The following is a 20,720-nucleotide window of genomic DNA, read 5'->3' as shown; positions in this document are numbered from 1 at the left end:
GCTGACCAATGTGGTGACCAGTACCGCTATCGTTCTGCGCCTGATGATGTTTCGCAAGCCGGGCGGGCGACACAACTGGTGGGCGTCATGGCTGGCTTATCTGATCATCCTGGCTTATGCCACGGTGCCATTCCGTTTCATGTTCAACTTCTATTTCCATGCCCACTGGGCGACCGTGCTGATGAATCTCATCATCTGCGCTGCTGTTTTCGCGGCGCGCGGTAACGTAGCCCGGATTTTTCACGTACTGAGGCCAGAATAATGCAGATTAGCGATAAGGGCATTGCGCTCATCAAACAGTTTGAAGGTCTGCGACTGACGGCGTATCAGGACAGCGTGGGCGTGTGGACGATCGGCTATGGCTGGGCGCAGCCGGTGGACGGGAAACCAATACGCGCCGGGATGACCATCAAAGAGGAAACAGCAGAACGTCTGTTGCGTACCGGGCTGGTGAGCTACGAGAGCGATGTATCGAAGCTGGTGAAAGTGAAACTGACGCAGGGTCAGTTCGATGCGCTGGTTTCCTTCGCCTACAACCTCGGCGCCCGGGCGCTTTCCACCTCTACGCTGCTGAAAAAACTTAATGCCGGTGATTACCGCGGCGCCGCCGATGAGTTCTTACGCTGGAACAAAGCTGGCGGGCAGGTGCTGGCTGGCCTTTCACGTCGGCGCGCTGCTGAGCGTGAATTGTTCCTGGGTGGTGCATGATGAACCGGCTGACCGCTATAGCTTCACTTTCAGCGGTAGTAGTAATTGCCGTTCTGGTAGTTCTGCTGGCATTTGCAAAAGCTGACCTGTCTACAGCCGAAAGCGATAACCGCGTCCTTAAGAGCGACAACGCATTACAGGGGCAGGTGATTGCAACTCAGGCATTCAACGTGAACCGGTTTAACCAGGTAGCGCAACTGGCTGCCAGTGCTAACGCCGTGGTCGCCAGCGATGCCGAAAAAACCGTTATTGAATACCGGGAGATTCTTCGCCGTGAGAAAACCTGTGATCTGCCTGTTCCTGCTGACGTTGCTCGCGGGTTGCTCGAATACACGAACCGTCTACGTGCCAGCGCAATGCACGCCGATACCGGCCAGCCTGACACAGCCGATGATAGTACCTCTACCACCAGCGGGCTGACATATTGCCAAGCGGTGCTGTGGATTAAGCCTCTACTCGCCACCATCGAGCAGGGTAATAATAACCTTGCAGGTATCCGTGATATTGAGCGTCAGCGGCAGAAATAAAAAAAGCCCTCTAAGCGAAGGCAATCTTGAGGTACAGCATCGGTTCTTATTTTCAGTTTCCCTCAGATCCCGCTGAAGGTGATGACTCATCCGTGAGTCGTTCCCTGGGTCTGGGCGAGCATCCTTTAAGAGCCGATTCAAGTGTGGTTCATAAACGAGATTCAGCAAGCGTAAGCGGACGAATTTCAAAAAAAAGTTATTTTACGACAAGTGAGTGAAGTTTTCAGGGAGGTGGTTAAGCGTGCTTGATATCAGTTAAGAAGTAGTTCGTTTGATTATAAAACTAAAAAAAAACAGGCAGATTCGACATCGATACTGCCAGTAAATAAGTTGTTTATTGTTATAAATTGCATCCTTGGCGCACTTTATAACCTGCAAACGCTAAATTCACTAATCACAAATTATCGTGTCCCGATTCATGAAATTAATGATCCGGGTATTAATGCTGAATGTGACCTAAATCACTATTTCGGTAAATTGTACTGTATTTTAAGTGGTTACTTTATTACTTACGCGTGATTCCCAGAAATTACCTCGCAATCAGCGCAAGTGTTTGAGGTGTTTTTTATAGAGTCGCAATAATTACAAACGCAACCACCTTAAAATAGTCCTTCCATAAAACGGAAGGGTCAACACCATCACCGGGCAAGTGAACTACTTGCAGGACTACATCAGGCAGCAGTGCCTGAAATAACCGAGGAAACTATGAACGAAGCAAAACCGCAGGACGGCAGCACCGTAAAGGGCTACCGCACGTTAGGGCCGAAAGAAATCGGTGACATGAATGAACTAAAGCAGGTCGCCCGAGAATTTAACGCCCTGCTTGAGAAACAAAAGGCGTGGGTGGCGGATGAACTGTCGATGACGGGAAATCATTCTGCTGAAGCACATGAGGCAGGGCGCTGTTTGTCAATCGCCCGTACCAAAATGCAGGAAGCCTGTATGTGGGCTTGTCGCGCAGTGGCCCGGCCTGACGCCGACTGCTGAGGCATTACAGCAGGCATTCACTGAGTGCCTGTGATAATGTCAAATCGTGGTGAATGCGCAGGCTGATGCGCGCCCGCTGCGGGGTTCCCAAGAGGCTATTAAACGCAGACATAACTTGCGGCAATCCGAAAGGACTGAAAGCCGGAGATCAGCACCGGCCACCACACCCAATCCAAGCCACTGGCATCCGCTGGTGGCTTTTTTATTGCGCTTCGCATGCGCTAAACAATTGAGAGTCTTTCAGTCGTGAGCCTGGGGAAAGCTGTTTTCTCGGGCGGCTGTCCCATGCGACAGGCTCACATCTAAAAGGAAAGTTATATGCAGGTCACTATTGATGGTGTCCCGTATGTGCCAGTAGTGGCTGGCGGAAACAGCCGGATCGGTATCGCTATAAGCACCCATAACCGTGCGAAGGTTCTCAGTCAGTCGCTTGAGCATCACATGCGGTATTTGCCTGCTGGCGCGCTGGTGGTTGTCGTTGACGATGGTTCACAGCCACCAGCAGCGGTTCCCGACGGCGTTAAGCTGATCCGGCACGAAAAATCGCGGGGAATTGTGGCTTCGAAAAATGCCAGCCTCACCGCTCTGATGGATGCCGGGTGCGAACATTTGTTTCTGTGGGACGATGACGCATGGCCGGTTGCTGATGGCTGGTGGTTGCCTTATATCGACTCACCAGAGCTTCACTTGGCTTATCAGTTCCTTGATCTGGCGGGAGCGCGCAAGCTGAATGATATTGCTGTGCTGTACCACGACGATAAGCATGTGGCTTACACCGGGCAGCGCGGCGTGATGCTCTATTACCACCGCAGCGTGATTGAGCACGTCGGCGGCTTTGACCCGATTTACGGCCGCGGCATGTATGAGCATAGTGATCTGGCGTTGCGCATCCACAATGCCGGTCTTACGTCGTGGGCGTTCGCTGATGTGGTTGGCTCTGAAAAGCTCATTCACTCTCTTGACGAGCATGAGCAGGTAGAGCGTTCGGTACCGCGTCCGGATCGGGAAGAACAGGTGAAGCGCAATGTACGGATTCACAACGAGCGGCGCGACACAGGGTATACCGGCTATGCAGAGTATCGCCAGCGGCATAATGTGGTGATCACCACGCTGTTAACCAGCCAGCCCGACCCGCAGCGCAATGAGCGTATGACGGCTGAGCCAGGCATACTCGCGCGCTGGTCTGCATCAGTTAAAGGTGCCAAAGCGGTGGTTCTGGCAGACCAACTCACCAGCGCACCAGCCGGTGCCAGTCTGGTCGATGTGCCGGAAGTAGCGATGAACGTTTATTTCCGGCGGTGGCTGCATATCTGGCAGCACCTTCGCGATCATCCGGAGTATCACTCCGTGTGGTGTACCGACGGTACCGATGTCGAAATGCTCCGCGAACCGTGGGCAGATATGGTGCCGGGTATGGTTTATGTAGGCTCCGAACCTAAGACCTATGCCGATGCCTGGGCGCGTCAGCATCACCCCGAGCGCATCTATCAGGACTTTATCGACCAGCACCGCAACGACGTGATGCTTAACGCCGGGCTGCTTGGCGGCCTGCGTGAAGACGTGATGTCGTTTGCTCATGGCATTGTGCGGCTGTATTACCTGCTGGAGTGCCACCGCTTCTGGAAGACTGAGAAAGCACCGGCAGCCGTCGGCGATATGCTGGCCTTTGGCATTGTGGCGAAACGCTTTGGCGATCGCATCGTGACAGGCCCGGCAGTGCATACGGTTTTCAAAACAAACGGTATTGGTAAAGAGGTGGCATGGTGGCAGCACAAGTGAGATTTGTTGTTATTGGCCATCACTCCCGGCGTCAGCATGCCGATGCTCTGGCCTCCCATATCGGCGCGCACCTTGTTATTGATGAGGATAATCATGGTGCGAACTGGAATCACCGCCGGGCACTCGAATGGGCTTCCACACAACCATGCCGTGTGGTGGTGCTGGAGGATGATGCACTGCCGGTGCCGTGGTTTACCAATAAGGTTATTCCCTGGCTTAATGACAAGCCTGATGACTTGATTAGTTTTTACCTCGGCACTGGCCGCCCTCCACAGTATCAGGCGCAGATTGCTGAGCGGCTGATTGCCGCTGACAGGACGCGAGCCGACTACATCACGTTGCCGCAGCTCATTCATGGCGTGTGTTACAGCGTGCCGCCTCAGCATCTGCCGAGGGTGCTGGCACGCTGGGACAGCAGCAAGCCCGCTGACTTCGCGCTGGGTGATGCATGGGGTGCGCCAGTGGTCTACCCCTGCTGGTCGCTGGTTGACCATGCTGATGGCGAACCTGTCGAGCGACATCCAGACCAGATTCCTCGCACCGAGCGTCGGCGCGCCTGGAGGTTACATGGTTAAGCTAACAACACTGAAACCTAGGCTGAAAGTGATTGATACGAGGCGCATCAAACCTGTTTATGGTGAGCAGCGGCGCATAAGTGGCAGCGCCCGCGTGGGACTCAAGCGGCGTATATGGGTGCGGGACGGTGGACATTGCTGCATGTGTGCGCGCGCCGTTGACCTGCATGAAAGTGAACTTGATCACCGCATCGCGCTTCAGTTCGGCGGTGATAACGCAGAGCGAAATCTCTGGACATTATGCACCGGGTGCCATGCCGGTAAGTCAGCAAGGGAAGCGGCAACAGGTCTGCCAGACAGTGAAGCTTTAAAGCATGGCGTTCCCGGTGAAGATCAGGGGACAGGGCTTGTGGCGATCTGAACCGAGCCCCCCGGGGGGGGTATCATCAGAAGTAAACATCAACTGCGCTGGACACCGCTCCCCCTCTCACGCGCAGAAAAAATTCCCTTTTGGAGGGTATAAACATGTTAACAGCGCAAAAGCGAAAATTCGCGGTGGCGCTGATGTCCGGTATGTCTCAAAAAGATGCGGCAATAAAGGCGGGATACTCTGAGAAATCCGCACGGTCAAAGGGTTCGCAACTGGCAAAAGACCCGGAAGTCATCGCATTTATAGAGAGAAAAAAGAAGGAAAACATCGATGTTGATGAGGTTCCCGCATACCGCAAAAATGTTTATACCCCAGCAGTAAACACGCCGGAAAAAATCCCGGTGCCTGAATCGCCGCCCACCGTTGGTACTTACGATGATCCGCTCAAATTTCTTATGGCGGTGATGAACGATGCTGGTGAAGAGATCGACGTCAGGAAAGATGCGGCTAAAGCCATGCTGCCTTATATCCACCCCAAAAAAGGTGAGACCGGGAAGAAAGATGCGCGGAATGCTGCGGCAAAAGTGGCGGCAGGCGCCAGCAAGTTTGGCGCTATGACACCGCCGAAACTGGTGGTAAACAATAAAAAGGGGTAATTCATGGCACAGTGGTCCACGGCATGCCCTGAATGGGAAAGCCTGCTGGTTAACCGCCAGTCCATCATCCCGCCGCCAATTTTTCCTGATCAGGCAGTGCAGGCGCTTGGCATCTTTCGTGAGCTGCGGGTATCAGACCTGCCGGGTAAGCCCACATTCGGAGAATGTTCTGAAGCCTGGGTCTTTGATTTTGTTAAAGCAATCTTTGGAGGTTATGAGGCTGACACGGGTAATCAGCTGATCCGCGAATATGGCCTGTTGATCTCGAAGAAAAACACAAAATCAACGATTGCAGCTGGGATTATGCTGACGGCACTTATTCTTTGCTGGCGCGAAGACGAAGAGCACCTGATTCTGGCACCAACCAAGGAAGTGGCAGACAACAGCTTTAAGCCTGCCGCCGGCATGATACGCGCCGACGATGAGCTGACGGATATGTTTCAGATTCAGGACCATATCCGCACAATCACTCACAGGGTGACCCGCAACACACTTAAAGTGGTGGCGGCCGATACCGATACGGTTTCCGGTAAGAAATCAGGACGTATCCTGGTGGACGAATTGTGGCTTTTCGGGAAGCGCGCCAACGCTGAAGCCATGTTTATGGAGGCGCTCGGCGGGCAGGTATCGCGAAACGAAGGGTGGGTTATCTACCTTACCACGCAGAGCGATGAGCCACCGGCTGGCGTATTTAAAGAGCGGCTTGATTACTGGCGTGATGTGCGCGACGGCAAAATCAGCGATCCAAAAACGCTTGGGATTCTTTACGAATTCCCGGAAAGCATGGTGGAAAGCAAGGCGTATCTCGATCCTGACAATTTTTATATCACCAACCCCAACATCGGCCTGTCCGTCAGCCCGGAATGGATAGCGGACAATCTCCGCAAAAACCAGGCAAAAACAGACGGCACGCTGCAGCAATTCCTGGCGAAGCATCTCAATATCGAAATCGGCCTGAATCTGCGCAGTGACCGCTGGGCGGGTGTCGATTTCTGGGATCAGCAGGCTAAGCGCGTAAGTTTTGACGATTTATTGCAACGTGCCGAGGTGATCACCGTCGGTATTGATGGCGGCGGACTTGATGACCTGCTGGGATTCAGTGCCGTCGGACGTGATGCCGAGACGCGGGAATGGCTCTGCTGGTGTCATGCCTGGGCGCACGAAATAGCAATCCGGCGCCGTAAAAGCGAGGAATCCCGGTTTAGCGACTTTGTGAAAGCCGGTGACCTGACCATTGTTAAGCGCGTCGGGCAGGATACTGAGGAAGTGGCGGAATATGTCAGCCGGATCCACAGGGCGGAATTGCTCGACAAAATCGGCATAGACCCGTCAGGTGTCGGTCAGATCCTCGATGCGCTCATTGAGGCGGAAATTCCCGCTGATGCTGTGGTTGGTGTCAGTCAGGGCTGGCGCCTTGGCGGTGCGATTAAAACCACGGAGCGCAAGCTTGCTGAGGGTGTTCTGGTTCATGGTGGCCAGCCGTTGATGGCCTGGTGTGTGGGCAACGCACGTGTTGAACCTAAAGGTAACGCCATTCTCATTACCAAGCAGGCCAGTGGAAAGGGCAAGATTGACCCGCTGATGGCACTGTTTAACGCCGTTTCGCTTATGGCGCTTAACCCGGAGGCGAAAAAACAGGATTACCAGGTGCATTTCATATGACAGCTATGTCAGCCAATAACCCGCTCCGGCGGGTTTTTTCGTTTCAGGAGGCAGCAAAATGACGCTTAAACGCGCATGCACCCTCATGACGGTGAAAGCGGTAAACGAGGATGAGCGGATCATTACCGGCATCGCCTCCACGCCATCGCCGGATCGTGACGGGGACATTATTGAGCCGGAGGGCGCGAAGTTTCGCAGCGATACGCCATTCCTCTGGCAGCACGACCGTTCACAGCCGATCGGCACCTGCATGCCGAAAATGACGAATGACGGTCTGGAAATCACCGCGAAGCTGGTGAAACCGACGCCGGACATGCCGTCACAACTGGCTGCGCGCCTCGACGAGGCCTGGGCATCCATCAAGGCCGGTCTGGTGCGTGGTTTATCAATCGGTTTCCGGCCCATTGAATATTCCTTCCTGGATGAAGGTGGTATCCGCTTTCTGTCCTGGGATCTCCTTGAGGTATCTGCGGTGACCATTCCGGCAAACGCTGAATGTTCCATCCAGACCGTTAAATCTTTCGATCGCCAGCTTCTCGCCGCGTCAGGCCATGAGAAAACGGTGGTCAAATTACATCAACCTGCTGGCGCTACAGCAAAAAAATCGACTGAAATCAAAGGAAAAAACATGAATATTGCAGAACAGATCAAAAGCTTCGAAGTGAAGCGTTCAGCGCTGGCGGCCTCTCTCGATGAGATCATGTCAAAAGCGGCTGAAGAAGGGCGCACCCTGGACATGGAAGAAGAAGAGAGCTACGACAACACTTCCACAGAAATTAAAGCCGTGGACGCGCATCTCAAACGCCTGCGTGACATGGAAAATAACATGGCGGCTACGGCAAAACCCGTAGCCAAAGCCGCCGCGGGTGTTGTGGACACGGTGGACAACCGCGCGCCGGGTATCATCCGTGTTGATCAGAAGCTGGAAAAAGGTATCGCCTTTGCCCGCTTTGCCAAAGCACTGGCTGCTGCGAACGGCAGCCGCTCTGAAGCGCTGGAAATCGCCCGCAAGCAATACCCGGACGATTCCAAACTTCACCACGTGCTGAAAGCCGCTGTTGGCGCCGGTACCACTACCGATCCGACCTGGGCTGGCGCGCTGGTGGAATACCAGGAATATGCGCAGGATTTCGTGGAATTCCTGCGACCGCAGACCATCATCGGCCGCTTTGGTCAGGGCAATATCCCGGCGTTGCGCCAGGTGCCGTTTAACATCCGCATTCCGGCGCAGACCTCCGGCGGTTCGGCAAACTGGGTAGGCCAGGGCAAGGCGAAGCCGCTGACGAAGTTTGACTTCGAATCAATCACTTTCGCGTTTGCTAAAGTGGCTGCTATTGCGGTGCTGACCGATGAGTTGATCCGTTTCTCAAACCCGGCAGCCGATGCGCTGGTGCGTAATGCGCTGGCGGAAGCCGTTATTGCCCGCCTGGACACCGACTTCATTAATCCATCGAAGGCAGAGGCGGCTGGTATTTCTCCGGCATCCATCACCAACGGCATCGTCGCCACCCCGTCAACCGGTAATCCGGACGATGACGCTGCAGCAGCATTTGGTGTGTTCGTTGCGGCTAATCTGCAACCAAATGGTGCGGTCTGGCTGATGTCCAGCACCACTGCGCTGGCGCTGTCGATGCGTAAAAACGCACTGGGTCAGAAAGAATACCCGGAAATGACGCTGCTTGGCGGTACATTCCAGGGTCTTCCGGTGATCGTATCCCAGTACGTCGGCAACCTGCTGGTGCTGGTCAACGCGCCGGATATCTACCTTGCAGATGATGGCGGGGTTGCGGTCGATATGTCCCGCGAGGCATCGCTTGAAATGGAAAGCGATCCGACCGGCGACAGCATCACGCCGACGGGCACCGAGCTGGTCTCCATGTTCCAGACCAACAGTGTGGCCATCCGCGCTGAACGCTGGATTAACTGGAAACGCCGTCGCACCGCTGCGGTAGCAGTGATTTCCGGTGTGAACTATGGCACCACTCAGGGCAGCTAATCAGCACAGGAGGGCGGGGAATTTCCCCGCCATTTTGCATGGCAAAAATCAGATATCTGCAACGCACGCATGATTCACATCCAGGCGATGAGAAATCTGTGGATGACCAGTGCGCCAGGGTGCTGGTGCTGCTGGGCAAGGCTGAATATGCCGGTGGTAAGCGCGCTGGCGGCACGAGAAAGAAAAATAATGCGGGGGCTGGTTAATGTGGAATCCTTTCCGGAGAAAAGAAAAAGCTCTTCAGCAGCCAACGGGCCGCGGCGGATGGATGTCTCTTATCGGTGAGCCTTTCGCCGGTGCCTGGCAGCGCAATCTGGAAATTAACCCCACGACCGTACTTTCCTTTTATGCGGTTTTCTCCTGTATATCGCTGATTGCCAGCGATATCTCGAAGATGCCATTGCGGCTCATACTCCGCGATTCGAATGGGATCTGGAAGGAAAGCAGAAAAGGGAGTGTCGCTGCACTTTTAAATAAGCCAAATGCCTTTCAGAACCGGATCCAGTTCTTTGAAAGTTGGGTAACGTCAAAATTTTGTCACGGCAACACGGTGGCCCTGAAAATCCGTAACGCCCGGGGCGACATCACTGAGTTACGCATTCTTGACTGGAATAAAGTGACACCGCTGGTGGCGGATGATGGTTCTGTGTTTTACCAGATTAGCCCGGACAATATGAGCGGGATCGAAACAACTGTGACAGTTCCCGCGCGCGAGGTTATTCACGATCGTTTCAACTGTCTTTTTCATCCGTTGATTGGCCTTTCGCCGATTTACGCCGCCGGGCTGGCTGCCATGCAGGGGCACCACATACAGAAAAATTCCGCATTCTTTTTTCGTAACGGCGGCAAGCCGAGCGGCGTTATTGAGGTGCCTGGCAGTATCAGTGAGGAAAACGCGCGCCTTCTGAAAACTAACTGGGACACCGGGTATACCGGAGAAAACGCAGGGAAAACAGCCATCCTGAGCAATGGGGCAAAATATAACCCCACCTCTGTATCGGCTGCCGATGCACAGATGGTTGAGCAGTTACGGATGTCTGCCGAAATTGTCTGTTCCGTTTTCCATGTGCCGGCTTACAAAGTCGGGATTGGCGCTCTTCCTTCTTATGACAACATTGAAGCGCTTGAGCAGCAGTATTACTCACAGTGTTTACAGACACTTATCGAGTCGATTGAGTTGTTGCTTGATGAAGCCTTTGAACTGGATGGCAACACCGGAACTGAGTTTGACGTGAATTCGTTGCTGCGCATGGACAGTGAGCGCCGAATTAAAACGCTCGGTGAGGCGGTTAAAAATACCATCATGAAACCAAACGAGGCCCGGCTTCGCGAGAATTTGCCGCCGGTTGACGGAGGCGACGATCTCTATCTGCAACAGCAGAACTTTAGCCTTGGTGCGCTGGCGCGCCGCGATGCTTCCGATGATCCGTTCGGGAAAAGTACGGCATCAACGCAACCGCAAACCGTAGCCACTGGCAATGAAGGAAAAGCGCTGACTGATGCCGAGCAGGCGGTGACCAAAGCAATACTCAGAGGATTTTTGACAAAATGAATGAGCGCGAATTATCCCTGATAAAGGTGCTGGGCGAGGAATTCGGCCAGGTCATCACTGAAATGCGTGAGAGTTTCAGCAAAAGCCTCAACGAACACCGGGAAGCGATCGACAAAAGGCTGGATCAGATTGCATCAGATTTCAGTGCCATAAAAGATGTGCCAGCGCCGGATTTTTCCGCACTTGTTTCTGCGGCCGTCGCTGCAATTCCGGCACCGGAGTTACCCGCCTTGCCGGATTTCTCTTCGATGGTCCAGGAGGCTGTTTCAGCTTTACCTCCACCACAGGACGGGAAAAGCATCACTGCCGATGATGTGCGCCCCATGCTTCAGGACATGGTGGATAAAGCCGTCGGCGCTATTCCTCCGCCTGAAAATGGCAGGGATTACGATCCGGATGTGCTGGCGCAGGCGGTAAAAGAGGCCGTTGACGCGGCGGTTTCCGATATTCCGGTACCGCGGGACGGAAAAAGCCTTACCACTGAAGATGTCAGGCCCATGCTTAATGAGCTTGTCACCGCATCCATGCCAGTTTTGCCTGATGTAAAAACGCTGGTGAGCGAGGCGGTTGCTGCGTTGCCTGCTGCTGAGCCCGGCCGCGATGGCCGTGACGCGCTGGCACTCGAAATACTTCCTTTTATCGATGAAGAGAAGAGCTATCCGCGTGGTTCCTATGCGACCCACAACGGCGGGCTGTGGCGTGCTTACGAGAAAACTCACGGTATGCGCGGCTGGGAATGTCTGGTCGATGGTGTCGCAGGTGTGGAAATTGAGCGCTCTGAGCACCGTTCCTTCACCTTAACAGTTAATCGCGCCAGCGGAAGCAGCGAAACCAAGCGTTTTGACGTTCCGGTCATGCTTTACCGCGGTGTGTTCAAATCCGGTGACGAGTATCTGCCGGGAGATACTGTCACGTGGGGTGGCTCGCTGTGGCACTGTGACGAACCTACACAGGATAAGCCCGGAGAAATCGCTTCGAAAGGGTGGACACTGGCCGCCAAACGTGGACGTGACGGGAGGGATAAGACGTGATCGAACTTGTGACCCTCGACCAGGCGAAAGAGCACCTGCGCATTGATGATGATGCCGGTGATGCTGATCTTCAATTGAAAATACAGGCAGGAAGTGCCGCCATTCTCGCTTACGTTCAGGGAAGCCGTCAGCTTATCGTTGGCAGCGATGCATCGCTGATTGATGGAGAGCCACTGCTGAGAACGCAAACAGCGCTGCTTATGTTACTGGGATGGCTCGACCGAAACCGGGGCGGAGAAGAGGAGGAAAAATTAAAACAGGGTGAACTGCCGTTCTCGGTAACGATGCTTATTTACGATCTGCGCAGACCCACCATTTTATAAAAGGAGGCGTTATGCATGCAGGCCGCTTACGTGACCGCATCACTGTTGTGAACTCTGTGCCCGTCCGCACTCCTTCCGGTGATGTTAAACCGGTGTGGCAGGAAGGAAAATCAATCTGGGCTGAGGTGAAAGGCATCAGCGGGCGGGAATTAATCGTCGCCGGGGCAGAAAAAGCCGAAGCGACAGTGCGGGTCTGGGTCCGTTATCGCAATGACGTTTCAGCCTCTTCGCGTCTGAAAGTTCTTAGCGGCGCTTTTAAAGGGCTTACCCTGGAGGTGACGGGACCGCCCATTCCGGATGCCGGGTGTACACAACTGGAAATTCTCTGCAAGCAGGGGGTGAAGCCGTGATCGATACGAAACTGGATTTTTCAGGCTTACTTGATCTGTCTGATGATCTGTTGTCGCTGAGCAAAGTGGAAAACCGAAAGGTGATGCGCGATGCCACTCGCGCGGCGGCTACCGTTTTCAAAGATGAAGCGGTGAAACGTGCGCCGGTGCGCACCGGGAAAATGAAGAAAAACATTGTGGTTATCACCCAGCGTGATCGCAACGGTGATATCTCCTCCGGCGTGCATGTGCGCGGTACCAACCCACGCACCGGCAACAGCGACAATTCGATGAAAGCAAATAATTCGCGCAACGCCTTTTACTGGCGTTTCGTTGAGCTTGGTACGTCAAATATGGCGGCCGTTCCGTTTATCCGTCCGGCCTATGATGCGCGGCAAGAAGATGCGGCAAATGCTGCCTTTGCACGTGCCAATCAGGCGATTGATGAGGCGCTGTCAAAATGACCGAGGCCGATGTTTATCCTCTTATCGGGACGCTCGCTGGTGGTCAGGTTTACCCTGACATTGTTCCGCTTAATCAGCAAGGGCAGCCCGCGGTAGCACCGCCGTGGATCACCTTCACGCTGGTCGATCAGGTTTATGGCGATACGCTTTGTGGCCCGGCGGAAGAAAATTCCGCGCTACAGGTCGATGTGTATTCCGGAACAGTCGATGAATCACGGGCACTGCGTGAGCAGGTTATTGCCGCACTGGCACCACTTAAATTCACGCAGATGAGTAAAACCGGCGGACATGATCCAGACACCGGGCTGCGCCGCGCAACTCTTGAAGTCCACATCCAACAGTAAACCTTAACCATCAAAACCAATAACCGCCAACCGGCGGTTTTTTTATGCCTGGAGCAAACATGACCAGCAAATACGAAGTAACGAAAGGTACACAGGTCGGCATTTCTGATGCCCCTGTTACCGCCGAAGACTTTCAGTCTTCTGGTTTTCCCGGCGTCGGCGTGACTTTTCTGGTAGCGGAATGCGCAACAAAGGAAATCAGCTATACCGGCGGGCAGAAGGGTGACATTGATGTCACCACGCTTTGTTCCCTTGAGCAGGAACAGACCAACGGTCTGGCAGCACCGGCTGAAATGTCTATCAGCCGTAACTGGGTTGGCGATGAAGCCGCACAACTGGCATTGCAGACTGCTTATGAAAACGATGAATTGCGCGCGCTGCGTGTAATTTTCCCGTCTGGCAACGGTTTTTATATCCTGGTTGAAGTGCGACAGAGTTCATGGTCAGCAGCCACGTCCGCTGTTGTGGGTGCCACCTATTCGCTGCGCGTTCGTGGCAAACCAAAACGCATCGTTGCAAACCCTGGGTCCTGATCCGAAGCGGCTCCGGCCGCTTTCTTTTCCTCTTCTGAGAAAAAATAATGAGCAATCCGAAACCTTCTTTACGCGCGCTGGCGCTGACGGCGGCCACCGCCTTTCGAACCAAAACTGTCACCGTTAACGAATGGGGCGGCGCGAAGGTAATCCTTCGTGAGCCATCCGGTGAAGCATGGGCGACTTTCCGCGAGTTCGTTGGCGACACACCGGATGATGATAAAAAGCCGCTTTCTGAAACCGAGAAATTCATTCGAAACAAGGAAGCAGATGTGATCCTTTTCCTTGATGTTCTGCTTGATGAAGCCGGCAACCGCGTTTTCAGTGAAGATGACCGGGCCACCGTTGCAGAAATTTATGGCCCTGTACATGCCCGCCTGCTGCGCCAGGCTCTTGATCTGGGTATTACACAGGACGAAGCGGAAAAAAAGTAAAGGAACCGCTGACGTTCTTTCTGATGTCGCTGGCACTCCGGCTGGGAAGAACGTTTCATGAACTGCGACATAGCATTACCGCCAGCGAGCTTAAGATGTGGATTGCCTACGATCGTATCAGCCCAATCGGCGACTGGCGCGGCGATGCACAGGCGGCGCAAATTGCTGTGGCCACGCTTAACGCCCAGGGCGGCAAATACGAGATTAAGGATCTGATCCTCCAATTTGGTCAGCAGGACAAAACAGAGGAAATCAGCGATTTAGAAGAGTGGATGTCCAGTCTTTAATGCCCGCCGCGCGCGGGCTTTTTTATGGGTGAAATATGGCTACGCTGCGCGAACTCATCATTAAAATATCAGCCAATTCCAGCTCGTTTCAGTCCGAAATCGCCCGCGCCTCACGCATGGGGGCGGACTATTACAAAACGATGGAGAGCGGCGGTAAGAAAGCCGCGGCAGCCACGCGCGAAACGCAACGCTCCATTGCTGCACTGAATAATGAGCTGGCGTCGGTTAAAGCCACTGCCTCTGGCCTGGCGGGGGCATTTGCAGGCGCGTTCGCAACATCCCAGCTTATCAGCTATGCAGACACCTGGAACCAACTTTCAGGGCGGTTGCGTCTTGCCAGTACAGGCGCTGATGATTTTGCGGCTTCTCAGCGATCCCTGATGGATATCAGTCAGCGCACCGGCACGTCGTTTGAAGCGAATGCGAACCTTTATTCTCGTATCGCTTCCGCGCTGCGCGATGCAGGATATGCCTCTGCTGACGTGGCAAAGGTCACTGAAACCGTTGCTACATCGCTGAAACTGTCTGGCGCCAGCACGGAAGAGGCCAGCTCAGTGATCACGCAGCTAAGCCAGGCGCTGGGCTCCGGCGTTCTTCGTGGAGAAGAGTTTAACGCCATTATGGAAAATGGCGGCAGGCTTGCAAAACTGCTGGCACAGGGGCTGGGCACAACCGTTGGCGGCCTGCGTAATATGGCGAATAACGGAGAGCTGACGACAGATAAAATTGTTCCTCTGTTGACGAATGTGGAGCAGCTACGCAAAGAATTCGACTCGCTGCCGGCCAGTATCAGCGGATCTGCTCAGAAGGTTGAAAACGCCTTCATTGCATGGGTAGGCGGTGCCAACAACGCTGTAGGCGCGTCATCCACCCTGTCTGGCATTCTTGATGGCCTGGCAGAAAATATCGATACCGTTGCCAATACTGCTGGCGCGCTGGTTGGGATCGGTCTGGCTCGCTTCTTTGGGAACATGGTCGGAAGCGTAGCCAGCGCAACTACGGAGATTATCAAAAATACCGCCGCCGAAGTTGCCCTGGCTCAGGCGCAGGTAAGAGGAACTCAGGTTAGCGTTGCCGCCGCACGGCAGGCTGTATACCGGGCGCAACAGGCAAAATCAGCCGCAGTATCAATAGAGGCTCAGATCGTTGCTGAACGCAATCTTATTGCCGCGCAAACCGGGCTCGGTAACGCGATTTCTGCCCGCAGCAGCGCGGTAAACAATCTGACCAACAGCGCATCAGCAATGTCACGCATCGGATCCGGTGTGCTGAGTGTTCTTGGCGGCTGGCCTGGTCTTATCATTGGCGCTGGCGCAGCGATGTATGGTCTTTATGAGCATACCCAACAGGTTCATAAAGAGGCGGTTGCGTTCGCAGATAACCTTGACGATATCAACAGCAAACTTCAGAAAATGTCTGTTGCCGGGCTGCGTTCAACTGCGGTCGATGCCAGCGCATCTCTCCAGGCACAGAAAAAAGACCTTGCTGATCTGGATGAGCAGATCAGAAAGGTAAAGGACAGCCAGACTGCGCTGGCACAGATTCAGGAAAGTTATAATAAGTCTCCACGGATGACACGCCTGAATACTTTCATGGATCAGGAAGATATTACCGCCAAAAATATCGAGCTTACCGGGCAGCTTAATAAGCTTGAATATGAACGTGAGCAGGCAGCATCAAAAGTTGAAGCCACACAGAAACTGGTTAATCAGGCCAGCGATCTGGCGGCGCAAAAAGCCGTCGAGCAGGCTGGTGCCGTTTCCATACTCAAGGGGGCTTATGACCTTTTGAATCGTTCCATGTCGGCTACTGCTGGCGCCACGCCACCGCAATATGCGGGACCTGTGGTGTCTTTGGCTAAAGCCACTCCTCAGCAGCAGACTGCACTGGAAAAAGCGCAGCGGGATAATGTGCTGGCGAGCATGGATGGACTTGCGAAACTCCATCAGCAGCACGTATATGAGGCGGAAGATCTCAAATTAACTGGCGCGCTGTACACCACCTACATCTACAACAAGGATCAGGCAGCAAGGAAAGACGCCGCAGCGGCGCAGGCCAAGAAAGATACAACGGCTGCCACTAACGCTCAAAACAAAGCTGAAAGGGAAGCGGCTTCGCAGGCTGAGCAGTACAGCCGAAAACTGGCGGATTTAAGTGTCGCCATCGAAGTGCAAAAAGTGCGTGCCAGAGAAGGCGAGCAGGCCGCTGAGCTCTACGCAGCGGCTAACCAGACAGGTGCAAAATGGACGGATGAGCAGCGTAAAGCCATTCAGGCTCAGTCTGCTGAACTCGCCAGGCTGACGCAACTCGCTGACGATCACGTTAAAAAAGTGCGTGAGCAGGCCGACGCGCTGAAAGACCTGACGGAAGCCGCGCGCAAATTTAACGATGATGCAGCGCTGACAACCGAAACCGCCGGGATGAGTGACAGGCAGCGTCAGCGATTTGATGAAACACAGCAGGTTGATCGTGTATTCGCAAATACTGATGGTGGTTCCTCAGCAATTGCTGCCCGTACCGCTGCACTGGATGCGCTGGATAAAAAATACAAAGCGATAGCAGCATCAGAAGCAGACTGGCGCAATGGCGTCTCGAAGGGCTACAACAACTGGTTTGATGAAATGTCCAATATTGCCGGTACCGTCTCTGATGGGGTCAAGTCCTCGCTTGATGGCGCATTCAGCAACGTCACCTCTATGCTGGAGGGTAATAAAGTCTCCTGGAAATCATGGGGGATCTCCGTTCTTCAGATCATCGAAAAGGTGGCGCTGCAAATGGCGGTCGTTAACGCCATGGGAAGCGCATCATCTTCTTCCGGTCTGCTGGGTTCGCTTGTTGGCGGCGTTGCAAGCTTTTTTGGCGGCAGCGCTGCAGGTGCATCCACGGCCAGCAGCGGAACGGCCATCCAGTCTGCTGTGGCTAACTTTCAGTTCAATGCGCAGGGAGGGGTGTACGATTCGCCATCGCTGAGCGCCTACAGTAACGGCGTCTACAACTCCCCTCAGTTTTTTGCCTTCGCCCAGGGGGCTGGCGTATTTGCCGAAGCAGGACCGGAAGCCATCATGCCATTAACCCGCGCTTCAGATGGTTCGCTAGGTGTAAGGGCTGTTGGCTCCGGAGTAAACACCGCCACCTCTTCAGGCGGTGCACTACAGGTAAACATTCATATCGACAGCAACGGCAACACGAATACGAGCGGAACCAGTGGTTATGAGAGTTTCGGTCGTGACATCGGAAATTATGTTGATCAGCGTTACCGCGAGCTGCAACGGCGTGATTTGTCTCCGGGTGGTTCAATCTGGAATCTGGCTAAAGGGGGCCGCTGATGGCTATTGAGGAATTTACCTGGTGCGCCCGCATCAACGCTGAAGAGGAGGTCACCTTTCGAACCCGCTCCGCTCAGTTCGGCGCTGGCTACAAGCAGGTGTCAGGCGATGGCTTAAATCCACGGTCGCAGAAATGGACCCTGGAATTTACCGGGGATGAGGACTATATCGCCGAAATCAAAGCATTTCTGGATCGGCATGCCGGTACGAAATCTTTTTCATGGCGCCCACCGCTGGAGCCCCTCGGCTTATTCCGCTGTGACACCTATAAGCCGACGGCGCTGGGTGCCAGAAAATACAACCTCTCTGCAACTTTTGAACAGGCATTTGCACCATGAGTTTAAACAGCGACTATCAAAAACTGGAACCAGGAAACACAGTCCGGCTTATTGAGGTTGATGGCACCGCTTTCGGAGTGGGCGATGTTCTTCGTTTTCACAGCCACAACATCCCTTACACTGAGGCGGAAATTACTGCGGCGGGTGGTGACGAAACCCTGCTGCCGGCGAAATCTGTCTGGTGGCAGGGGAACGAATATAAAGCCTGGCCGTATGAACTGGACGGGATTGAGGCGTCAACCAGTGGCAGCAGCGCATCACCGAAGCTGTCTGTCGCCAACCTTGACGCCTCGATCACTGCGCTGTGCCTTGCCTACGATGATATGTTGCAGGCGAAAGTCACCATCCACGACACGCTGGCGCAGTACCTTGATGCGCAGAACTTTGCGGATGGAAACCCGGCTGCCGACCCGTTGCAGGAAAAGTTGCAGGTCTGGTACATCGATGCGAAAAGCAGCGAGACAAACGAGGTCGTGGCGTTCACGCTTTCCAGCCCGATGGATTTGCAGGGGCTGATGATCCCGACGCGCCAGCTTCATTCACTCTGCACCTGGTGCATTCGCGGGCAGTACCGTTCGGGTAATGGCTGTGATTATGCTGGAACGCGGTATTTCGACAAAAACAACAATGCCGTTGGTGATCCATCACTCGACGAGTGCAACGGTACGCTGACGGCCTGCAAGCTGCGGTTCGGCGAAGGCAATGAGCTGTCTTTCGGTGGTTTCCCGGGCACGTCTCTGATCCGGAGTTGATATGCGCCAGAAAACACTCGATGCCATTATGGCGCATGCGGCCGCCGATTATCCGCGCGAGGCGTGTGGGCTGGTGGTGCAGAAAAGCCGTGTGGAGCGTTATTTCCCGTGCCGCAACATTGGCGAAAAACCGGAGGATCATTTTGTCCTTTGCCCGGAGGATTATGCCGCGGCGGAAGACTGGGGAACAGTCACGGCGATTGCACACAGTCACCCCGACGCCACCACGCAACCCAGTGAGACGGACAAGGCGCAGTGTGATCTTACTGCCTTGCCATGGCATATCGTCAGCTGGCCGGAGGGTGATTTCCGCACCATCATGCCGCGCGGTGAATTGCCGTTGCTGGAGCGTCCGTTTGTGCTTGGCGTCTATGACTGCTGGGGACTTGTCATGAGCTGGTTCCGGCAAATGCACGGTATTGAGCTGCCGGATTACCGAGTCGATTACCCGTGGTGGGAAGACCAGTACGACGCCAATTTTTATCAGGACAACTGGTATGAATGCGGGTTTCGTGAAGTAAGCGGCGAACCGCTGCCGGGTGATGTCCTGATCATGCAGGTGCAGGCGAACAAGTGGAACCATGCGGCGATCCTGCTGGAAGGCAATATGATGATGCACCATCTGTACGGAAGGCTCAGTAACCGGGAGCCGTGGGGCGGGTACTGGAAAGAAAGAACTATGAAAGTTCTACGCTATAAATCTCTGTGCTAACCTGATTTCTTTATGAAAAAGGGAATATGCCATGAAAAAAATTCTGTTGTCATTTTCTCTGATTGTGTTGAGTGCTTGTGCGGATAGACCCTTTGAGAGCACACAGGTCATTTATAATGAGTCTTTCATCAAACCGGGGGCTGCCACATCGCAAATCAGAGTGCATCGCGTTAAGCAATTAACTGGTTCTGCTCTTGGCGACGATTGCCCGTTAATTGTTAGTGTTGATGGTATCGAGGCCGCAGGGTTACAGCAGAATCAGTATGTTGATTTATATCTTAAAAACGGTAATCACTCTATTTCTGTCAGATTTAAATGTGCGCTAACAAGCTGGAAAAAGTCACTCAATATTTTGGCTGATGGTTCGTATGCTGAATATCAGGCTGAATCTGGCGGGGTAGGGCAGTACAGGCTTTGGCAAACAAGATAATAAAAAGGCTGCTTAGGTGGCCTTTTTTAATGGAGCGAATATGTCTGAAGTAATGACACGAATTGAATTAGGCGGCGTACTGGGGAAAACCTTTGGTAAAATTCACCATCGCTTAATCAGCACAACGCATGAAGCAACTCGCGCACTGGCGGCCACGATTAAAGGTTTTGAGCAGTTCATGATATCCAGCAACCGTCGCGGCCTAACCTATGCTGTATTTCGAGGGAAGAAAAACATTGGACAGGATGATTTAGGTTACCCTGTTTCAGGTGAAGTCATCCGCATTACACCAGTGGTTATTGGCAGCAAAAAATCTGGGGTACTACAAACAATTCTCGGGGCTGTGCTGGTCGTTGTAGGGGCTGTTGTAGGTGTTATGACTTCGTGGACTGGCGTTGGTGCTGCAGTTGGCTCGGCCATGGTAAGTGCTGGTATAGGTTTAATGGCTGGTGGTGTAATTCAAATGCTTTCGCCGCAAACCGCCGGGCTGGCAAGCAAACAGGATGCCGATAACCGCGCCTCATATGCTTTCGGCAGCGTAACAAATACCGCAGCCCAGGGCTACCCGGTGCCATTGCTCTATGGTAAACGCCGCATCGGTGGCGCCATCATTTCAGCAGGTATTTACGTCGAAGATCAGCAGTAACATTACCTCCAGTCAATAA

At 53.8% G+C, this 20,720-nt stretch carries 26 protein-coding genes; all 26 read left to right on the top strand.

Annotated features, from left to right (window positions below):
• Position 1 precedes the first annotated feature (1 nt).
• The 26 genes from E0L21_RS22640 (at position 2) to E0L21_RS22520 (ending at position 20,701) form a co-directional block, all read left to right on the top strand.
• Positions 2-262 (top strand): phage holin family protein, encoded by a 261-nt coding sequence (locus tag E0L21_RS22640; RefSeq protein WP_235855280.1) that lies wholly within the window; start codon positions 2-4, stop codon positions 260-262.
• Positions 259-708 (top strand): lysozyme, encoded by a 450-nt coding sequence (locus E0L21_RS22635; protein WP_131413478.1) that lies wholly within the window; start codon positions 259-261, stop codon positions 706-708. Before E0L21_RS22640 ends, E0L21_RS22635 begins: the two co-directional genes overlap by 4 nt.
• Entirely contained in the window at positions 708-1,235 is a 528-nt protein-coding gene (locus E0L21_RS22630) for a hypothetical protein (RefSeq protein WP_131413482.1), read from the top strand. The genes E0L21_RS22635 and E0L21_RS22630 overlap by 1 nt, the downstream gene beginning before the upstream one ends.
• 705 nt (positions 1,236-1,940) lie before the next feature.
• Positions 1,941-2,222: an Acb2/Tad1 domain-containing protein gene (locus E0L21_RS22625; protein WP_131413476.1), complete on the top strand. Its 282-nt coding sequence runs from the start codon at positions 1,941-1,943 to the stop codon at positions 2,220-2,222.
• 318 nt (positions 2,223-2,540) lie between these two features.
• A complete protein-coding gene (locus tag E0L21_RS22620; protein WP_131413474.1) occupies positions 2,541-4,001 on the top strand; it encodes a glycosyltransferase family 2 protein in 1,461 nt (486 codons plus the stop codon).
• Positions 3,983-4,576, top strand: a complete 594-nt coding sequence (locus E0L21_RS22615; protein WP_131413472.1) for a hypothetical protein — start codon at positions 3,983-3,985, stop codon at positions 4,574-4,576. The genes E0L21_RS22620 and E0L21_RS22615 overlap by 19 nt, the downstream gene beginning before the upstream one ends.
• Positions 4,569-4,937, top strand: a complete 369-nt coding sequence (locus E0L21_RS22610) for an HNH endonuclease (RefSeq protein WP_131413470.1) — start codon at positions 4,569-4,571, stop codon at positions 4,935-4,937. Before E0L21_RS22615 ends, E0L21_RS22610 begins: the two co-directional genes overlap by 8 nt.
• A gap of 104 nt (positions 4,938-5,041) precedes the next feature.
• Positions 5,042-5,542: a terminase small subunit gene (locus tag E0L21_RS22605; RefSeq protein WP_020454446.1), complete on the top strand. Its 501-nt coding sequence runs from the start codon at positions 5,042-5,044 to the stop codon at positions 5,540-5,542.
• 3 nt (positions 5,543-5,545) lie between these two features.
• Entirely contained in the window at positions 5,546-7,204 is a 1,659-nt protein-coding gene (locus E0L21_RS22600) for a terminase large subunit (protein WP_131413468.1), read from the top strand.
• Positions 7,205-7,262: 58 nt separating this feature from the next.
• Positions 7,263-9,200: a phage major capsid protein gene (locus tag E0L21_RS22595; RefSeq protein ID WP_131413466.1), complete on the top strand. Its 1,938-nt coding sequence runs from the start codon at positions 7,263-7,265 to the stop codon at positions 9,198-9,200.
• Between the two features lie 38 nt (positions 9,201-9,238).
• Positions 9,239-9,406, top strand: a complete 168-nt coding sequence (locus E0L21_RS25050) for a hypothetical protein (RefSeq protein WP_020454443.1) — start codon at positions 9,239-9,241, stop codon at positions 9,404-9,406.
• The gene (locus E0L21_RS25290; protein ID WP_131413464.1) at positions 9,406-10,752 is read left to right on the top strand and encodes a phage portal protein; all 1,347 of its coding nucleotides are present in this window, start codon (positions 9,406-9,408) and stop codon (positions 10,750-10,752) included. The genes E0L21_RS25050 and E0L21_RS25290 overlap by 1 nt, the downstream gene beginning before the upstream one ends.
• Positions 10,749-11,783, top strand: coding sequence for a phage gp6-like head-tail connector protein (locus E0L21_RS25285; RefSeq protein WP_131413462.1), 1,035 nt, complete (start codon positions 10,749-10,751; stop codon positions 11,781-11,783). Before E0L21_RS25290 ends, E0L21_RS25285 begins: the two co-directional genes overlap by 4 nt.
• The gene (locus E0L21_RS22580) at positions 11,780-12,106 is read left to right on the top strand and encodes a head-tail connector protein (RefSeq protein WP_131413460.1); all 327 of its coding nucleotides are present in this window, start codon (positions 11,780-11,782) and stop codon (positions 12,104-12,106) included. The genes E0L21_RS25285 and E0L21_RS22580 overlap by 4 nt, the downstream gene beginning before the upstream one ends.
• A gap of 11 nt (positions 12,107-12,117) precedes the next feature.
• Entirely contained in the window at positions 12,118-12,456 is a 339-nt protein-coding gene (locus tag E0L21_RS22575; RefSeq protein WP_131413458.1) for a phage head closure protein, read from the top strand.
• Positions 12,453-12,899 (top strand): HK97-gp10 family putative phage morphogenesis protein, encoded by a 447-nt coding sequence (locus tag E0L21_RS22570; RefSeq protein WP_131413456.1) that lies wholly within the window; start codon positions 12,453-12,455, stop codon positions 12,897-12,899. The genes E0L21_RS22575 and E0L21_RS22570 overlap by 4 nt, the downstream gene beginning before the upstream one ends.
• Positions 12,896-13,243: a tail completion protein gp17 gene (gene gp17 / locus E0L21_RS22565; protein ID WP_131413454.1), complete on the top strand. Its 348-nt coding sequence runs from the start codon at positions 12,896-12,898 to the stop codon at positions 13,241-13,243. Before E0L21_RS22570 ends, gp17 begins: the two co-directional genes overlap by 4 nt.
• A 59-nt stretch (positions 13,244-13,302) precedes the next feature.
• Complete coding sequence (locus E0L21_RS22560; protein WP_020454436.1) at positions 13,303-13,776, top strand: phage tail protein; 474 nt, start codon at positions 13,303-13,305, stop codon at positions 13,774-13,776.
• A gap of 47 nt (positions 13,777-13,823) precedes the next feature.
• Positions 13,824-14,210 (top strand): phage tail assembly chaperone, encoded by a 387-nt coding sequence (locus E0L21_RS22555; protein ID WP_131413453.1) that lies wholly within the window; start codon positions 13,824-13,826, stop codon positions 14,208-14,210.
• A 23-nt stretch (positions 14,211-14,233) separates the two neighbouring features.
• Positions 14,234-14,497 (top strand): phage tail assembly protein T, encoded by a 264-nt coding sequence (locus E0L21_RS22550; protein WP_020454434.1) that lies wholly within the window; start codon positions 14,234-14,236, stop codon positions 14,495-14,497.
• Positions 14,498-14,532: 35 nt separating this feature from the next.
• Positions 14,533-17,823 (top strand): phage tail tape measure protein, encoded by a 3,291-nt coding sequence (locus E0L21_RS22545; RefSeq protein WP_131413451.1) that lies wholly within the window; start codon positions 14,533-14,535, stop codon positions 17,821-17,823.
• Positions 17,823-18,161: a phage tail protein gene (locus tag E0L21_RS22540; protein WP_131413449.1), complete on the top strand. Its 339-nt coding sequence runs from the start codon at positions 17,823-17,825 to the stop codon at positions 18,159-18,161. The genes E0L21_RS22545 and E0L21_RS22540 overlap by 1 nt, the downstream gene beginning before the upstream one ends.
• Complete coding sequence (locus E0L21_RS22535) at positions 18,158-18,913, top strand: phage minor tail protein L (RefSeq protein WP_131413447.1); 756 nt, start codon at positions 18,158-18,160, stop codon at positions 18,911-18,913. The genes E0L21_RS22540 and E0L21_RS22535 overlap by 4 nt, the downstream gene beginning before the upstream one ends.
• A 1-nt stretch (position 18,914) precedes the next feature.
• Positions 18,915-19,625, top strand: coding sequence for a C40 family peptidase (locus E0L21_RS22530; protein ID WP_131413445.1), 711 nt, complete (start codon positions 18,915-18,917; stop codon positions 19,623-19,625).
• Between the two features lie 31 nt (positions 19,626-19,656).
• Positions 19,657-20,055, top strand: coding sequence for a hypothetical protein (locus E0L21_RS22525; RefSeq protein ID WP_131413443.1), 399 nt, complete (start codon positions 19,657-19,659; stop codon positions 20,053-20,055).
• 40 nt (positions 20,056-20,095) lie between these two features.
• Positions 20,096-20,701 carry a tail assembly protein gene (locus tag E0L21_RS22520; RefSeq protein WP_131413441.1) on the top strand — a complete coding sequence of 202 codons (606 nt, stop codon included), beginning with the start codon at positions 20,096-20,098 and terminating at the stop codon, positions 20,699-20,701.
• Positions 20,702-20,720: the final 19 nt, after the last annotated feature.

It is taken from the genome of Kosakonia quasisacchari, assembly GCF_004331415.1.
GTDB lineage: Bacteria > Pseudomonadota > Gammaproteobacteria > Enterobacterales > Enterobacteriaceae > Kosakonia > Kosakonia quasisacchari.
This window is presented reverse-complemented; position numbering and strand designations above follow the sequence as displayed.

Coding starts and splice junctions, on each gene's coding strand:
- E0L21_RS22630 (WP_131413482.1), top strand. CDS start 708: ATGAACCGGCTGACCGCTATAGCTTCACTTTCAGCGGTAGTAGTAATT.
- E0L21_RS22625 (WP_131413476.1), top strand. CDS start 1,941: ATGAACGAAGCAAAACCGCAGGACGGCAGCACCGTAAAGGGCTACCGC.
- E0L21_RS22620 (WP_131413474.1), top strand. CDS start 2,541: ATGCAGGTCACTATTGATGGTGTCCCGTATGTGCCAGTAGTGGCTGGC.
- E0L21_RS22615 (WP_131413472.1), top strand. CDS start 3,983: ATGGTGGCAGCACAAGTGAGATTTGTTGTTATTGGCCATCACTCCCGG.
- E0L21_RS22610 (WP_131413470.1), top strand. CDS start 4,569: ATGGTTAAGCTAACAACACTGAAACCTAGGCTGAAAGTGATTGATACG.
- E0L21_RS22605 (WP_020454446.1), top strand. CDS start 5,042: ATGTTAACAGCGCAAAAGCGAAAATTCGCGGTGGCGCTGATGTCCGGT.
- E0L21_RS22600 (WP_131413468.1), top strand. CDS start 5,546: ATGGCACAGTGGTCCACGGCATGCCCTGAATGGGAAAGCCTGCTGGTT.
- E0L21_RS22595 (WP_131413466.1), top strand. CDS start 7,263: ATGACGCTTAAACGCGCATGCACCCTCATGACGGTGAAAGCGGTAAAC.
- E0L21_RS25050 (WP_020454443.1), top strand. CDS start 9,239: ATGGCAAAAATCAGATATCTGCAACGCACGCATGATTCACATCCAGGC.
- E0L21_RS25290 (WP_131413464.1), top strand. CDS start 9,406: ATGTGGAATCCTTTCCGGAGAAAAGAAAAAGCTCTTCAGCAGCCAACG.
- E0L21_RS25285 (WP_131413462.1), top strand. CDS start 10,749: ATGAATGAGCGCGAATTATCCCTGATAAAGGTGCTGGGCGAGGAATTC.
- E0L21_RS22575 (WP_131413458.1), top strand. CDS start 12,118: ATGCATGCAGGCCGCTTACGTGACCGCATCACTGTTGTGAACTCTGTG.
- gp17 (WP_131413454.1), top strand. CDS start 12,896: ATGACCGAGGCCGATGTTTATCCTCTTATCGGGACGCTCGCTGGTGGT.
- E0L21_RS22560 (WP_020454436.1), top strand. CDS start 13,303: ATGACCAGCAAATACGAAGTAACGAAAGGTACACAGGTCGGCATTTCT.
- E0L21_RS22555 (WP_131413453.1), top strand. CDS start 13,824: ATGAGCAATCCGAAACCTTCTTTACGCGCGCTGGCGCTGACGGCGGCC.
- E0L21_RS22550 (WP_020454434.1), top strand. CDS start 14,234: ATGTCGCTGGCACTCCGGCTGGGAAGAACGTTTCATGAACTGCGACAT.
- E0L21_RS22545 (WP_131413451.1), top strand. CDS start 14,533: ATGGCTACGCTGCGCGAACTCATCATTAAAATATCAGCCAATTCCAGC.
- E0L21_RS22540 (WP_131413449.1), top strand. CDS start 17,823: ATGGCTATTGAGGAATTTACCTGGTGCGCCCGCATCAACGCTGAAGAG.
- E0L21_RS22535 (WP_131413447.1), top strand. CDS start 18,158: ATGAGTTTAAACAGCGACTATCAAAAACTGGAACCAGGAAACACAGTC.
- E0L21_RS22530 (WP_131413445.1), top strand. CDS start 18,915: ATGCGCCAGAAAACACTCGATGCCATTATGGCGCATGCGGCCGCCGAT.
- E0L21_RS22525 (WP_131413443.1), top strand. CDS start 19,657: ATGAAAAAAATTCTGTTGTCATTTTCTCTGATTGTGTTGAGTGCTTGT.
- E0L21_RS22520 (WP_131413441.1), top strand. CDS start 20,096: ATGTCTGAAGTAATGACACGAATTGAATTAGGCGGCGTACTGGGGAAA.